This window comes from Bifidobacterium sp. M3-N-101 (assembly GCF_023656805.1).
Classification (GTDB): Bacteria; Actinomycetota; Actinomycetes; order Actinomycetales; family Bifidobacteriaceae; genus Bifidobacterium; species Bifidobacterium breve.
In genome coordinates this window covers 87,921-102,961 of the sequence record NZ_JAMOKQ010000006.1, presented here as the reverse complement: position 1 = coordinate 102,961, position 15,041 = coordinate 87,921, and the positions used below count along the sequence as shown (strand labels likewise).

9 protein-coding genes and 2 pseudogenes are annotated in these 15,041 nt (G+C 59.4%); 4 read left to right on the top strand and 7 right to left on the bottom strand.

Going from position 1 to position 15,041, the window contains the following annotated elements:
• Nucleotides 1-96 precede the first annotated feature (96 nt).
• From NBH12_RS06125 to NBH12_RS06115, 3 genes are all read right to left on the bottom strand, one after another.
• Nucleotides 97-1,020 carry a LysR family transcriptional regulator gene (locus NBH12_RS06125; RefSeq protein WP_250819284.1) on the bottom strand — a complete coding sequence of 308 codons (924 nt, stop codon included), beginning with the start codon at nt 1,018-1,020 and terminating at the stop codon, nt 97-99.
• Nucleotides 1,021-1,060: 40 nt separating this feature from the next.
• Nucleotides 1,061-1,690, bottom strand: coding sequence for an HAD family hydrolase (locus NBH12_RS06120; protein WP_003829323.1), 630 nt, complete (start codon nt 1,688-1,690; stop codon nt 1,061-1,063).
• 190 nt (nt 1,691-1,880) lie between these two features.
• Entirely contained in the window at nt 1,881-3,644 is a 1,764-nt protein-coding gene (locus tag NBH12_RS06115; protein ID WP_250819283.1) for a bifunctional ADP-dependent NAD(P)H-hydrate dehydratase/NAD(P)H-hydrate epimerase, read from the bottom strand.
• A 171-nt stretch (nt 3,645-3,815) separates the two neighbouring features.
• On the opposite strand from NBH12_RS06115, the gene NBH12_RS06110 reads away from it, so the two are divergent.
• On the top strand, nt 3,816-5,417 hold the full coding sequence (locus tag NBH12_RS06110) for an ABC-F family ATP-binding cassette domain-containing protein (RefSeq protein ID WP_052786936.1): 1,602 nt from the start codon (nt 3,816-3,818) through the stop codon (nt 5,415-5,417).
• A 61-nt stretch (nt 5,418-5,478) separates the two neighbouring features.
• Entirely contained in the window at nt 5,479-6,186 is a 708-nt protein-coding gene (locus NBH12_RS06105) for an SDR family NAD(P)-dependent oxidoreductase (protein WP_065465388.1), read from the top strand.
• 65 nt (nt 6,187-6,251) lie between these two features.
• Here NBH12_RS06105 and NBH12_RS10975 read toward each other — a convergent pair.
• From NBH12_RS10975 to NBH12_RS06080, 4 genes and pseudogenes are all read right to left on the bottom strand, one after another.
• A pseudogene (locus NBH12_RS10975) lies at nt 6,252-6,434 on the bottom strand (ABC transporter ATP-binding protein); the annotation flags it as partial.
• Between the two features lie 98 nt (nt 6,435-6,532).
• The gene (locus NBH12_RS06095) at nt 6,533-6,952 is read right to left on the bottom strand and encodes an ATP-binding cassette domain-containing protein (RefSeq protein ID WP_016463024.1); all 420 of its coding nucleotides are present in this window, start codon (nt 6,950-6,952) and stop codon (nt 6,533-6,535) included.
• A pseudogene (locus tag NBH12_RS10965) lies at nt 6,952-7,597 on the bottom strand (energy-coupling factor transporter transmembrane component T). Before NBH12_RS10965 ends, NBH12_RS06095 begins: the two are co-directional and overlap by 1 nt.
• A gap of 244 nt (nt 7,598-7,841) precedes the next feature.
• The gene (locus NBH12_RS06080; RefSeq protein ID WP_065456954.1) at nt 7,842-9,032 is read right to left on the bottom strand and encodes a pyridoxal phosphate-dependent aminotransferase; all 1,191 of its coding nucleotides are present in this window, start codon (nt 9,030-9,032) and stop codon (nt 7,842-7,844) included.
• Between the two features lie 195 nt (nt 9,033-9,227).
• Here NBH12_RS06080 and uvrA point away from each other — a divergent pair, with 195 nt between their 5' ends.
• A complete protein-coding gene (gene uvrA, locus NBH12_RS06075) occupies nt 9,228-12,257 on the top strand; it encodes an excinuclease ABC subunit UvrA (protein ID WP_171842534.1) in 3,030 nt (1,009 codons plus the stop codon).
• 153 nt (nt 12,258-12,410) lie between these two features.
• Nucleotides 12,411-14,822: an excinuclease ABC subunit UvrC gene (gene uvrC / locus NBH12_RS06070; RefSeq protein ID WP_250819281.1), complete on the top strand. Its 2,412-nt coding sequence runs from the start codon at nt 12,411-12,413 to the stop codon at nt 14,820-14,822.
• Nucleotides 14,823-15,041 lie beyond the last annotated feature (219 nt).

Below are 15,041 nucleotides of genomic sequence, written 5' to 3'. Positions count from 1 at the left end.
GATACTCAGGGCGTCCGGCTCTTACTTCCATTTCCCCAGCGGGGTTGGCTTAATCGCAGTATATCTCACTGCTGACCATACCTGTTTTACTTACTCCTAATCAATGAGTTTGTAGCCGTGATCGGCGACTACGGACTTGAGCTTGGTGAGGTAGGTTTCGGCGGCCTTGGAGAGCTTGGAGCGCTCGTTGGTGATCCAGCCGACCAGCATCGTCTCATCGGTGTCGAGCGGCACGGTGACGATCTTCTCGTTGTTGAGGTCGCCGTTGTCGATGCCGGGGCACACTGTGTAGCCGTTGAGGCCGATGATGAAGTTCAGGATTGTGGCGCGGTCGGTCACGTTGATTTGCTTGGGGGAGTACTCCGGCCAGACCGCTTCCTCATAGAAGTAGAACGAGCCTTCCTCGCCCTGCTCGTACTGGATGAACGGGTATGGCTTGAGGTCCTCCATGGTGATGACCTTCTTGGAGGCCAGTGGGTTGTTGCGCGAAATGAACACGTGCAACGGCGCGCGGAAGAGCGGATGGAATTCGAGGTGCTTCTCGCGCAGGAGCTTGCCGATCACATCCTTGTTGAAATCGGACAGGTAGATGATGCCGATTTCGGACTGCATGTTGGCGACCTGGTTGATGATGTCGCGCGTACGGGTCTCGCGGATGGTGAACTCGTATTCGTCGGACTTGATGGAGTTGATCATCTCCACGAACGCTTCGACGGCGAACATGTAGTGCTGGGTGGAGACCTGGCACAGCTGCTTGCGCGGCTTGGCGTGCTTGTAACGCTCTTCGAGCAGATCGGCCTGATCAAGCACCTGACGGGCGTAGGTCAGGAATTCCGCGCCGTCCACGGTCAGGGCGATGCCCTGCGAGGAGCGGGTGAAAATCTCGATGCCCAGCTCGTTCTCCAGTTCCTTGACCGACGAGCTCAGGGCCGGCTGGGAGACGTACAGAGCGTGGGATGCCTCGTTCATCGAGCCGCACTCGACGATTTTGACGATGTATTTCAGCTGCAGCAGTGTCATAAGGTCTATTTATAGCCTGAGGGATAGTCGGGAGAAGGGTTTATAGCCGTACTCCGAGCTGGGCGAGGGATTCGCGTGCCTGCAGCGCGTTTTCGAAGAGAAGTCCGTGGATGCCGACTTCGTTGGCTCCGACGATGTTCTTGGCGGTGTCATCGAAGAACACGCAGTTGCCTGCGGTCAAGCCAAAGTGGTTCAAAGCCAGCTCGTAGATGTCGGCGTTGGGCTTGTGCATTTTCTCCACGCCGGAGACCACCGTGCCCTGCAGCAGTTCCTCGAGACGCGGGAATTTTTCGAATGCCAGATGGAACGTCTCGTGAGACCAGTTGGTCAGCCCCCACACGCCGTAGCCATGGGCCTTGAGATCTTCGAGCAACTCGACCATGCCCGGCAGCGTGCGGGGTAGCGCGTCATCATAGTGCGCGATGTAATATTCAAAGATCGCGGCAAGCTCATCGCCTTGTTCACGACGGACGTCGGGCAGGATATCGGCCAGATCCTCGCCGGCATCCATGCGATCCTCGTAATGGAAAAAGCCACATGGATCATCGTTGGCACAAATACGGTTCACCACGTCGTCGGGAAACTTACCTTCGAGGCATGCGCGGGTATTCCAGTCCAGCAGCACGCCGCAGAAGTCGAAAATCACATCGGTGATGGGGGAGTTGGCCATGATGCTCCTTGGTTTGTGGGCTATCTTCAGTGGTTCCTGTAATTAGTGTACGGGTTGATTGCCCAAATTGGGGTACATGGAGTTTAATTCTTGGCTCAACCTTTGCCAGGCTTTTCTCTCCCTCCGTCTCGGCTTCGCCGATCCACCTCCCTCATCAGAGGGAGGTCATATTATTCGGCGAGGCCAAGAACTACGCAATTACGTCGGCGATGGCTTCGGGAATCGCGCGAATCACGTCACCGGCTACAATCGGGTGTCCGAGCGTCATGAAGCGCTGATGATGTTCCTGGCCCACCAGTTCCGGTTCCTGCCAGCCCTGCTGCTCGGATTCCGAAGCGATTGCGGCGGCCATGCCATGCAGATAGGCCGCGGAGGCGACGGTCTCCGCTGTGGTAATCAACGCATCCTGCTGGGCGAGCAAGGCACCGGTAAGACCTGCCAGCACATCACCGGCACCAGCGGCGGCCAGCCATGCCGGCGCGCTGCCAGAAACATAGACATGATCCTCGTCCACCACAATGGTCACCGCGCCCTTCAGCAGCACGGTCGCACCGGTCAGCTCATGCGCACGCAGAGCACAAGCCAACAGATGAATCTGCACATCGTCAACGGTGTAAGGTTCACGCGGCTCAGCATGTTCGGCCGCATCCTGCCGCGCTTCCAGCCGATTCAGCAACTTGGCCATCTCGCCGGCGTGAGGCGTAATCACTACCTGCCCTGGCACACGTTCGGGCAACAAGTCAAGTGCGCCGGCATCCACCACGATTGGTGGCATGTCATAAGCATTGCCGGTATCGTCTTCAGCAGACGCATCATAATGCTTGAGCAAGGCCGCTATGGTTTCGCGTTGCATATCCGTGCCGGCACTATCGGCATCGGCATCCGGTACACCGGAGCCGACGACCCAGGACTGTACATGTCCCTTGCCGATCACGGCTTCCGGCAGCGCGGCAAGCACCATATTCTGGGCACGTTCCGGTCCGAGATAGCGGACCATGCCGGTATTCGCGCGTGCGGCCGCACGGGATGTCAGCACCGCGGCACCCGGATAGGACTGCGAACCAGTGACCAATCCGACCACGCCGCGTGAATACTTGCCATCCTCAAAACGAGGAAGACGAATCGAGTCGGCGGCAAAGGTGTTGTTCACGACTTCGACCGCAGGTTCACGCTCGTCAATATCGAATCCAAAATCGACCAACTCGATTCGACCACACGAGAACGTTGCGGGAGGCAGCACGGCGCACGGTTTCATCGCACCAAACGTCGCCGTGACCGTAGCAGGAATGTACGGGCCGGGCAATGAACCGTCGTTGACCCCGATGCCGGACGGCGTATCCACCGCGAGCACCAGCGGAAAGTCACCGGACGATTCGCGGTTGGGAAGAGCCGGCTCATCAGGGACCTCACCGTCAAGACCCAAGGCGGAAGCCAACGCTGCGGGGATTCCACGCAATGCGCCTTCGATGCCGATGCCGGTCATCGCATCGATAATGAGATGCGACTGCTGAGCCACAGACACCGCGGTTTGCAGGCGTTCGCCCGCCTCGCCAGCGGAGAAGCCGGACGAACAGCCGGAAATTTCGGCGGCCGGGTCAAGTACCAAGACTTTGCCGCCAGCGCGAACGAATGCGGCGAATCCGGCCTCATGCAACGACTTGCCCACGGCTATTGCAGTAACCTTGGCACCCTCCTGCGCCAGAGCGGCGGCGGCGAACAGCCCATCGCCGCCATTGTCGCCGGCCCCGGCAAGCAGCACGATGGAAGTATCCTCGAGCGCCAGATCCTCGTCATCCAGCATGCCGGCAGCAATATGGGCTGTGGCCTGTGCGGCCATGCGCATCAGCGGCACGCCCTTATCCAGCAGCGGACGTTCCATATCCCGCACCGTGCCGGAGTCATAGGCACTATGCAATAACAGTTCACGGCGATCGACGTCATCGGCGTATTCCATGGCAGACCCCTTTGCGGTGCTTACGAACGAACACCATTGATTTTAGCCCGTTTGCCGAGTCACGCCGATAGCAAACATGAACATTCATGCTGTCGTCCACCTTCTTCATGGCTTCCGTTACTATGGTCTGTTGGTTTAACAGGACTCTATACGGAAAGCAGCAGGTGAAGCATGGCGATCGAGGCACAGGGTCTGGAGATTCAGATCGGCGCGCGCACCCTGCTCCATCCCACCAATTTCCATGTGGCCAAGGGAGACAAGATTGGTCTGGTGGGCCGCAACGGTGCCGGCAAGACCACGCTGACCCGTGTGATCACCGGCGACATGCTGCCGACCGCCGGCAAAGTACGTGTTTCCGGCAAGCTTGGCTACCTGCCTCAGGACACGCACGCTTCCGATCCCACGCAGACTGCGCTCGACCGCATGATGAGCGCGCGTGACATCGCCACCATCATCAACCGTATCCGCAAGGCCGAGAAGGAAATGACCGACCCGGATCCGGACGTGATGACCAAGGCCATGAACCGTTACGACAAGGCCATGCAGGACTTCGACAAGGCCGGTGGCTATGCGGCACAGTCCGAGGCGATTTCCATGGCGACTTCGCTTGGCTTACCGCAGGAGGTCATGGAACAGCAACTTGGCACCCTGTCCGGCGGTCAGCGCCGTCGTATCGAACTGGCGCGAATCCTGTTCTCCGACGCTGATACGTTGATTCTCGACGAGCCCACCAACCATTTGGACGCGGACTCCATCGAATGGCTGCGCGGCTACCTGAAGAAGTACGAGGGCGGCTTCCTGGTCATCTCCCACTCCACGGAATTGCTGGATGAAGTGGTGAACAAGGTGTGGCATCTGGACGCGCAACTCGGCCAGATCGACATGTATTCACTGAGCTGGAAGGCCTATCTGCACCAGCGCGTGGTTGATGAGGAGCGTCGCCGCCGTGAGCGTGAAGTGGCGGAGAAGAAGGCCGAACGCTTGATGAAGCAAGGCATTCGGCTGCATGCCAAGGCCACCAAGGCGGTGGCCGCGCAGAACATGATGCGCCGCGCCGAGAAACTGCTGGAGAACACCTCGGAGGCGCAGAAGGCCGAGAAGGTGGCGGATATTCGCTTCCCCGAGCCAGCACCGTGCGGTCGTACGCCGATTATGGCCAAGGATATTTCCAAGGCGTATGGTTCCAATATCGTGTTCGCCGGCGTGAATCTGGCTATCGACAAGGGCTCACGTGTGGTGATTCTCGGCTACAATGGCGCCGGTAAGACCACTACGCTGCGTCTACTGGCCCACATCGAGGAACCGGACACCGGTTCTGTGGAATACGGTCACGGCTGCAAAATCGGCTACTTTGCGCAGGAGCACGATACGTTGGATCTGAACGCCACTGTATTAGAGAACCTGCAACACGTGGCTCCCGAGCTCGACAACACACAGGCCCGTTCTATTCTCGGCTCGTTCCTGTTCTCCGGCGATGACGCGATGAAGCCGGCTCATGTGCTATCCGGCGGTGAGAAGACCCGTCTGGCCTTGGCCACGCTGGTCACCTCGCGCGCCAATGTGCTGCTACTCGACGAGCCCACCAACAACCTTGATCCGGCCTCCCGCGAGGAGATCTTGAAGGCCATCGCCAAGTACGAGGGAGCAATCGTGCTCGTCACCCACGATGAGGGTGCCGTCGAGGCTTTGAACCCCGAGCGCGTGCTGCTCATGCCTGACGGCGACGAAGACCTCTGGAATGATAGTTATTTGGATCTGGTTGCCGAAGAATAGTCCCATCTTGGCTCCCTCGCTGAGTGGAGTGACCTAACGAGAAGCAAAGGAGTCACCTGCCATGGCCACCACAACAGGCAAGAGCATCGCCATCGTCACCGGTAGTGCCTTGGGCCTCGGATACGAACTAGCCAGCCAGCTCATCGACAAAGGCTGGCTCGTAGCCGGCATCGATTTCAACGCCGAACGCCAGGCCGAGCTCACCGCACAATGGCCCGCTGATTCCTACCGTGCCTACATCGGCGACATCACAGATGAAGCGTTCGTCAAGGAATCCGTGGCGGATATCGCCTCACTTGGCCACATCGACCTGCTTATCAACAACGCCGGTCAGCCCTCGTTCAAAGTACCCGCCGCTTACGAAGCCGCCGACGTTGACAAATGCCTCAAGGGTCTTAAAGGCATGATCCTGTGGACCGTGGAAACCCTCAAGGTCTGCGGCGAACGCGACGTGAAAATCGCCCAGATCATGAGTACCGCCGCCACGCGTGGCAATGCGAACGAGAGCGTGTATTGCGCCACCAAGTGGGGTGAGAAGGGCTACACCAAGAGTCTGCAGGCCGCATACAAGGGCACCAGCGTCAAAGTGGTCGCCATCTATCCAGGTGGCATCGACACCGCCTTCTACCGCGACAGCCACGATTACGTTTCCGAAGACAAGCAGCACACCTTCATGCAGCCCGGTCCACTGGCTGAAGTCATCCTCTTCAACCTGATCAACGAGGCCAACCTCACCGTCACCGACATCGAAATCAATCGCAACAGCTGACTGTCAAAATAATCAGCCAAGAGCCACCGGAACCTCGTATAGGCGCCCGGTGGCTCTTCTGCTATTTACTGCAAGTGATGCAGGGCTCGGATGATGGCGCAGCGGTCCTCGGCGGTTCCCTCATTAGCGCACATGGTGGCGTACCAGCGTGGGTTGCGCAGGGTTTCGGTGCCGGTGGCCTCGTCCGTGGAGACGAGCGTGTGCAAGTCATTGGCGTACTGGAAGTGCAGGTGGCTGAGCAGACCGCCGCACATCAAAGCCGAACCAATGATGACCCGCTGCTTCTGTCCGCCGGACAGGTGAAAAATGCTGCGATTCAGCAAGTGCTTGATACCGAAGCGCTCGGTCACAGCCGTGATACGGCGATTAATCTCTTCAGCTGGAAGTCCCATGTTTTCGACAGGGAAGCAAGTTCATCGGTGACGTTCGCGTTGAAGTACCGGGTTTTCGGGTTTTGGAATACGCTGCCGAACAGCGGGGTGGGCCGGTCGATTGGCACGGTCTCCACGTCCATTCCACACGTGGTCTGGCGGCCGGCAAACACGCCATGGGAAAACGAGGGGATAAGTCCGTTGACCACGCGCGTGTAGCTGGTCTTGCCGCAACCGCTCGCCCCGCACAGCACAATGCACTCGCCTTCAGGAATGGTCAACGTGACGTCGCGCAATGCCGGTTCCGTGGCATGGTCGTAGGTAAAGGAGATATCGCGAGAAGCGATGGTTTCCGCGAAAGCCGTTGCATTCGACTGAGGCTGCTTATCTTCCATCACATCACCCCCGTAATATCCAGAGCGAGCGGCACGGTGACCACAATCATGACCAGCCAATCAATCACGGTCATGCGAATTTTCGTGTGCGGAGTGTGCTCGCCCTCACGTCCGAGCCCCTTGGTCAGCGCCGCCACCGACAAATCCTGCGCCACATTGGTGGCATTCATCAGCAGTGGAATCAGAATGTATTCCAATGACTGTGTTGGGTGGCGCACAATACCCCAGCCACCGGAGGAGATGCCTCGCAAGGCCATCGCATTGCGGATCTGCCGGTAATCCTCAGCGATGGTAGGGAAGAAGCGAATGACCACCACGCAGGGAATCACCACAGCTTCAGGCACGTGCATGCGCCGCATCGCGCCTGGCGGACGTGGTGGTGAACGCATACGCGCCGGTAATGAAGCAAGGTAGCATCATCGTGACACCCACGGCCAGAGCGGAGACCACATGCAGCCACGGCAGGCCCAAAGTATCGGGGTCAAGCAATCCCAGAGTGGTAAGCACAGCGTAGGTCACGCCGAAATTCAGCGCAGTACGCCAGCGGGCGGCCGCCAGCAACGGCAATAGAAACAGCACGACCATGACGATTTGCGTGGTAAGCCTCACATGAAAGAACAACATGAGGTTCGCCACCAGCAACATATACAGCTTTGCGCGCGGATCGAGCGTTTGGCGGGCGTGTTCGGTGCGGTCACGATGTTTTCCGTTTTATATGATTGACAGATTTTCCTCTCGCCAATCTAACGATGATTCCACGCAAAGGCAATACCTTTTCACGAAGTTATTAGTGACTTCAATCATTCGTGTCCATAATGCACGCGGAATAACAAAATCGTCCGGCATCTTCAAGACACCGGACGATTCAAGAAACTAACGGTCTGAGCCCTCAGAGCCCATACACCTCGTGGGCGAACTTCTCGAACACGGGGATCGAACGCTTGACCTTCTCGGTGTCGATGCAGTAGGCCATGCGGAAGTAGCCGGGCACGCCGAAGCTGTCGGACGGCACGAGGATCAAGTCGTATCCTTTGGCTTTCATGCAGAACGCCACGGCGTCGTCCTCGAGCGCCTTGGGGAAGATGTAGAACGTACCGCTGGGGCGCACCACGTCGAAGCCGATGCCGGTCAGCGCATCGTAGAGCAGGTTCATGTTCGTCTCGTAGACGTTGAGGTCGGCGGTCTGGTCGATGACCTTGGCCACGCCCAGCTGAATCGAGCTCGGCGGGCAGTTGTGGCCGGTGCCGCGCGAGATCTGGCCCATCATCGGCACCAGTAGATCGGCGTCGGTCGCGTCCGGGTTAACGGCCACGTAGCCGATGCGCTCGCCCGGCAGGCTCAGTGACTTCGACCAGGAGTAGCAGGTTAGCGTGTTCGCGTAGAAGCTGGCCGGATAGGGCTGGGTACCGCCGTCGAACAGAATCTCACGGTACGGTTCGTCGCTGATCAGGAAGATGTCGTGGCCGTATTCGGTCTGCTTGGCGGTCAGGATCGCGGCCAGGCGCTTGAGCGTGTCCGCCGAATACACCGCGCCGGACGGGTTGTTCGGGGTGTTGATGAGCACGGCCTGCACGTTCGGGTTGAGCGCGGCCTCGAACGCCTCGAAGTTGATCTGGAAGTTCTCGGTGTCGGCCGGCACGATGGTCAGCTTGGCGCCGGTGCCCTTGACATACGGCTGGTATTCGGGGAAGTAGGGGGCGAAGGTGATGATCTCGTCGCCTGGCTTGGTCACCGCGCGCATCGCGTGGGACAGCGCGCCCGCCGCGCCCGTGGTCGGGAAGATGTGGTTGCCGGTGTATGCCATGCCGAAACGTTCGTTGAGGTTCTCAGCGACCGTCTCTTTGAAGGACGGGATGCCGAGCGAGGGGGAGTAGCCGTGGATGGCCACCGGGTCGCCGTTCTCATAGAGGTCAATCATGGCGTCGGCGAAGGATTTCGGGGCCGGCACGGAGGGATTGCCAAGGCTGTAATCGAACACATTCTGGTAGCCGATTTCGGCACCGCGGCTCGTGGCATACTCGCTCAGCTCGCGAATCACGGACTTGCCGCCAAGCATGGCCTTGTATCCCTCATTGATCATGGCATTCTCCTCGTATATACGTACCGATGCTTATCCCACTACTACCACCATGTTCCGTTTTGTGCCATCTGCCGCGCCGGACACACCCATCGAACATGTGTTCGAATTTGGTCGTGTGTTCGGGTATTCTTGGGGCAGGCTTTGATACGTGCGGTGTGATGCACGTGGAAAACAGCGAGACGGAAGGCGGGGATTGTGGCGGCAGCGCAGACTGGCACAAAGCGCGCAACTGGCGGAGCGGGCGCGAAAACCGGCAAGGGCAAGAACGGCGAAGTCATCGTGGAAAAGGTGATGACCAGCGACTCATTCCTGAGCCGCGAAATCAAAAAAGCGCCGCTCGTCGAGCATGACGGTTCGCTGGTAGCGGACATCTCGCACATCCCAAACGACCTCAAGATCACCATTCAGGGCGCACGAGAGCACAACCTGAAGAACGTGGATCTTGCGATTCCGCGCAACCGCATGGTCGTGTTCACCGGCCTGTCCGGTTCCGGCAAATCATCGCTCGCGTTCGACACCTTGTTCGCCGAAGGCCAGCGCCGGTACGTCGAATCCCTGTCCGCCTACGCCCGCCAGTTCCTAGGCCAGATGGACAAGCCCGACGTCGACTTCATCGAAGGCCTGAGCCCAGCCGTCTCCATCGATCAGAAGACCACCAACCGCAACCCGCGTTCGACCGTCGGCACCATCACCGAAATCTATGATTACCTACGACTGCTATTCGCCCGCACCGGCATCCCGCACTGCCCCGAATGCGGCGAGCCAGTCGCCTCCCAGACCCCACAGCAAATCGTCGACACCCTGCTTGATTACCCGGAACGCACGCGATTCCAGATTCTCGCGCCCGTGGTCAAGGGCCGTAAAGGCGAGTTCGTGGATATGCTTGAACTGCTGCGCTCCGACGGTTATGCCCGCGCGCTCATCGACGGCGAAATGAAGCAGCTGTCCGACGACATCAAACTCACCAAGCAGAAGAAGCACACCATCGAAGTGGTGGTCGACCGACTTGTGGTCAAGGACGGCATCCGACAGCGCCTGACCGACTCGGTGGAAACCGCGCTGAAGCTCGCCAATGGCAGCATCGTCATCGACTTCGTGGACGAGGAGGAAGGCAGCCCCGCGCGCCGCCGCCCGTTCTCCGAACACCGCAGCTGTCCGAATGGTCATGTGCTCGAACTCGATGAGGTCGAACCGCGCACGTTCTCCTTCAACGCCCCCTACGGCGCCTGCCCGGCCTGCACCGGTCTCGGCTTCAAACTCGAAATCGACCCGGAGCTCGTGATCTCCGACCCGGATAAATCCCTGGCCGACGGTGTCATTGAGCCGTGGAGCGGCACCAAGATGACCTCCCAGTACTACGGCCACATCCTTGAAGGTCTGGCCAAGGAAATGGGCTTCTCTATGAAGACCCCGTGGAAGGATCTGCCGGCCGACGTCAAGCACGACATCCTCTACGGCCATGACTTCAAAGTCAACGTCTCCTACCGCAACCGTTGGGGTCGCCTGCGCGAATACTCCACCGGCTTTGAGGGCGTGGTGCGCACGCTGATGCGCCGCCACGACGAAACCGACTCGCAGTCCATGCGCGAATACTACGAGTCCTACATGCGCGAGGTACCTTGCCAGGTCTGCCAAGGCCGCCGCCTGAAGCCCGAAGTGCTCGCGGTCACCGTGGATGGCAAATCCATCTTCGACGTGTGCGATATGCCCGTCGTGCGCGAGCTCGCCTGGGTCAACGGGCTCAAGCTCGAAGGCTCGGCACAGATGATTGCTGGCGAAGTCCTGAAAGAGATCAAGGCGCGCCTCGGCTTCCTCAATGACGTCGGACTCGACTATCTGACCCTTTCACGCGCGGCAGCCACCCTGTCCGGCGGTGAAGCGCAGCGCATCCGACTCGCCACGCAGATTGGCTCCGGTCTGGTCGGCGTCATGTACGTGCTCGATGAGCCTTCCATCGGCCTGCACCAGCGCGACAACGAACGACTCATCGAAACCCTGCATCATCTGCGAGACCTTGGCAATACGCTGATCGTGGTCGAGCACGATGAAGACACCATCCGTCAGGCCGACTGGCTGGTCGACATCGGCCCCGGAGCCGGCGAGCATGGCGGCGAAGTCATCTACTCCGGCCCAGCCAAGCACCTCATCGAGGCGAAGCGTTCCATCACCGGCGACTACATCGCCCACCGTCGCGAAATCGCCGTGCCCGCCAAGCGCCGCAAGGTGCGCAAGACCCAGATGCTCAAGGTCGTAGGCGCACGTGAGAACAACCTCAAGAACATCGACGTGAGTTTCCCGCTCGGCGTGCTCACCGTGGTCACCGGTGTCTCCGGCTCCGGCAAATCCTCGCTTGTCAACTCGATCCTCTACCCGGTGCTCGCCGACAAGCTCAACGGCGCACGCATCGTGCCCGGCAAGCATACGCGCGTCGAAGGCGTCGACCAGGTGCGCAAAGTGATCCACGTCGATCAGAACCCGATCGGCCGCACTCCACGCTCCAACCCAGCCACCTATACCGGCGTGTGGGACAAGATTCGTGCACTCTTCGCCAAAACCCCCGAAGCACAGGTGCGCGGCTACGGCCCCGGCCGATTCAGCTTCAACGTCAAGGGAGGCCGCTGTGAAGCCTGCCACGGCGACGGCACGCTGAAGATCGAAATGAACTTCCTGCCGGACGTCTACGTGGAATGCGAGACCTGCCACGGCAAACGATACAACCGTGAAACCCTCGAAGTCACGTACAACGGCAAAACCGTTTCCGATATCCTCGATATGCCCATCGAAGAGGCAGCCAACTTCTTCAAGGCCTACACCGGCATTTCCCGATATCTGAAGACCTTGGTGGACGTGGGCCTCGGATACATCCGGCTCGGCCAGCCCGCGCCCACCCTGTCCGGCGGTGAATCGCAGCGCGTCAAACTCGCCACCGAACTGCAACGCCGTTCCGACGGCAAGACCGTGTACATCCTCGACGAGCCGACCACCGGTCTGCACTTCGAAGATGTAAACAAGCTGCTCAAAGTGCTGCAATCCCTGGTGGACAAGGGCAATACGGTTATTGTCATCGAACATAATCTGGACGTGATCAAGGAGGCCGATTGGTTGATTGATCTTGGTCCGGAAGGCGGTGACGGCGGCGGCACCATCGTTACGCAGGGCACTCCTGAGCAGGTTGCCGAATGCGACGAATCCTGGACCGGCAAGTTCCTGAAACCGATGCTATAGCCTTTCAATTGCGGCTGACCTTGGGTGGGCTGGGGTGTGCGTCGCTGGACACGCTCCGGGCTGCTCAGGCCAAGTCTTTACGGTCCAGCAACGCACACCCCAGCCCACCCAATCCTGAATCAATTATCTGCTGCTACTTGCGAGAGGAGGATTATGACGAACGATATCGAGCGGCATAGTCCGGACGAGTGGCGCAAGACTGCGGCGGCGTTGATGCCGGAAAGCTCTAGTGCAGGAGCCGAAGAAAGCGCAGCTGCGGCGAAGGTGAATGCGAATGGGGCGCCTTTGCTGGGGGATTCTCGTGATCTGTTTCGACCTAAGACTTCGGACATTCCGGCCAAGCCTGGTGTGTATAAGTGGCGCGATGGGGAAGGGCGCGTCATTTATGTAGGCAAGGCCAAGAACCTGCGCAATAGGCTTACCAATTATTTCCAGCCACTGTATCTGCTGCATCCGCGCACACAGACCATGGTGCTTACGGCACGCAGTCTGGAGTGGACGGTTGTTGCCACTGAGTTGGAATCGTTGACGCTTGAGTACACGTGGATCAAGGAGTTCGATCCGCGGTTCAACGTGCAGTTCCGCGACGACAAGACCTATCCGTATCTGGCGGTCAGCACGGGGGAGCGGGTTCCCCGCGTGTGGGTCACGCGGTCGCGCAAACGCCGCGATACTCGTTACTTCGGCCCATACGCCAAGGTGTGGGAGCTGAGGCACAGCCTCGATCGGCTGCTGCGCACCTTTCCGGTACGTACCTGCACCACGAATGTATTTCATAAAGCTCAGCTGACCGGACGGCCCTGCCTGCTGGCCTCTATCGGCAAATGCTCGGCTCCCTGCGTGAATCAGATTGAAGCGGACGAACATCGACGGCTGTGCGAACAACTTGTTGGCGTCATGACCGGACGCCTTGGACGGCCGTATATCGCGCAGTTGACCCGCGACATGAAAGAGGCCAGCGCCGAGCTTGAATTCGAGAAGGCGGCCCGTCTGCGCGATCAGATTCAGATGCTGGAGACCGTGGTGCAGCAGAACGCCGTCGTCTTCGATCAGGACGTGGACGCCGACGTGTTTGGCTTTGCCAGCGACGAATTGGAAGCCTCCGTGCACGCCTTCTATGTGCGTGCCGGCTCGATTCGCGGCGAACGCAACTGGAGCGTCGAACGGGTCGAAGACATCGCCGACGCCGACCTTATGGCTGACCTCATCGTGCAGGTCTATTCGGACGCGGCTGGCGACAACCACCCCCAGTCGACTTCGTCGTCAGCCCCCGTCAGCGGGGGCGAAAACGAAGCCGTGCCCTCACTGGCGTGGGCTAGCACGCGAAGCGCGACTGGTGGCGCTGCGACCATCTCCACCAGTCGCGAGGCCATCGGCTCTACGCAGACCGTCACCGCCACGAACGCAATCGCCCGAGCCCAAGCCACTCGCGAGCGCAATACCCGTCAGGAAACCACTGGGCGTGCTGATCTGCTGGCACCCATTGCGCCGGTGCCGCGCGAAATCATCGTGCCGATCGAACCGTCCCGTCGTGCGGAACTCGAAAGCTGGCTGACCGACCAGCGCGGGGGAGCGGTGACCATTCGTGTGGCCTCCCGAGGCGACAAGAAGCAGCTCATGGATCGCGCCAACGAGAACGCCAACCAGGCGTTGCAGCGCAGCAAGATGAGCCGTATTTCGGATATGGGCGCACGCACCCAAGCCATGAACGATGTGGCTAAGGCACTGGGCCTGAGCCAGGCGCCGTTGCGCATCGAATGCTACGACATTTCGAACACCGTGGGTGGCGCCTTCCAGGTGGCTTCCATGGTGGTGTTCGAGGACGCCATCGCCAAGAAATCCGAATACCGTCGTTTTTCCATTCGCGGCAAGGACGGGCAAGGAGCAGTGGACGATCTCTCCGCGCTCTACGAGACGCTGACGCGACGTTTCAAGCATGGCAATATCGCCGGGGATTCCGGCGAGAGCATCGACGCGGAGCAGCGCGCGGCCAAGGCTGAGCAACAGCAGGAACAATCCGTATCCGATGCAAATGGCGCCAGCAGTACGACGCCGGCAGCAATTACCGATGCCTCATCATTTGCCGATTCGTCTATGGTCCAGCAGAACACGAATCGTCATCACTTTGCATACAAGCCGAATCTCGTGGTGGTCGATGGCGGCAAACCACAGGTCATGGCCGCGGCCAAGGCTCTCGAGGATTGCGGCGTGGATGATGTGGCCGTCTGTGGCTTGGCCAAACGCCTCGAAGAGGTATGGGTGCCGGATGATGACTATCCGATCATCCTCAAACGCCAGTCCGAAGGCATGTACCTGCTGCAGCGCGTACGTGACGAATCGCATCGATTCGCGATCACCTACCATCGCCAGCAGCGCCGCAAAGGCGCGCTGCGCAGTGCGCTCGATGAGATTCCGGGTATTGGAGAGAGCTATCAGAAACGGCTGCTCAATCATTTCGGTTCGGTCAAAGCCATGCGTGTGGCCAGCGTCGAGGACTTCGAGCAGGTCAAAGGTGTTGGCCACGCCAAGGCCGAGGCGTTGTATGCCGCGTTGCATGACGAGTAGGCAGACTCAACTGATTCTCTTCGGGACCTCCCCTCAGTCACTTCGCGACAGCTCCCCTTCTGCGGGGAGCCAGTGCGGCAACAGCCCATGACAGTTTCCCATACACAGTCGCGATAATCTCCTTCCCGGAGCCGGTGCCGCCACTCGGCATGAATTTTCGATTACGGATTGCGTAGCGTGACAACACCACGACAAGATGTCGGCTAGCATGGGAGAAGA

Coding starts and splice junctions, on each gene's coding strand:
- NBH12_RS06125 (WP_250819284.1), bottom strand. CDS start 1,020: ATGACACTGCTGCAGCTGAAATACATCGTCAAAATCGTCGAGTGCGGC.
- NBH12_RS06120 (WP_003829323.1), bottom strand. CDS start 1,690: ATGGCCAACTCCCCCATCACCGATGTGATTTTCGACTTCTGCGGCGTG.
- NBH12_RS06115 (WP_250819283.1), bottom strand. CDS start 3,644: ATGGAATACGCCGATGACGTCGATCGCCGTGAACTGTTATTGCATAGT.
- NBH12_RS06110 (WP_052786936.1), top strand. CDS start 3,816: ATGGCGATCGAGGCACAGGGTCTGGAGATTCAGATCGGCGCGCGCACC.
- NBH12_RS06105 (WP_065465388.1), top strand. CDS start 5,479: ATGGCCACCACAACAGGCAAGAGCATCGCCATCGTCACCGGTAGTGCC.
- NBH12_RS06095 (WP_016463024.1), bottom strand. CDS start 6,952: ATGGAAGATAAGCAGCCTCAGTCGAATGCAACGGCTTTCGCGGAAACC.
- NBH12_RS06080 (WP_065456954.1), bottom strand. CDS start 9,032: ATGATCAATGAGGGATACAAGGCCATGCTTGGCGGCAAGTCCGTGATT.
- uvrC (WP_250819281.1), top strand. CDS start 12,411: ATGACGAACGATATCGAGCGGCATAGTCCGGACGAGTGGCGCAAGACT.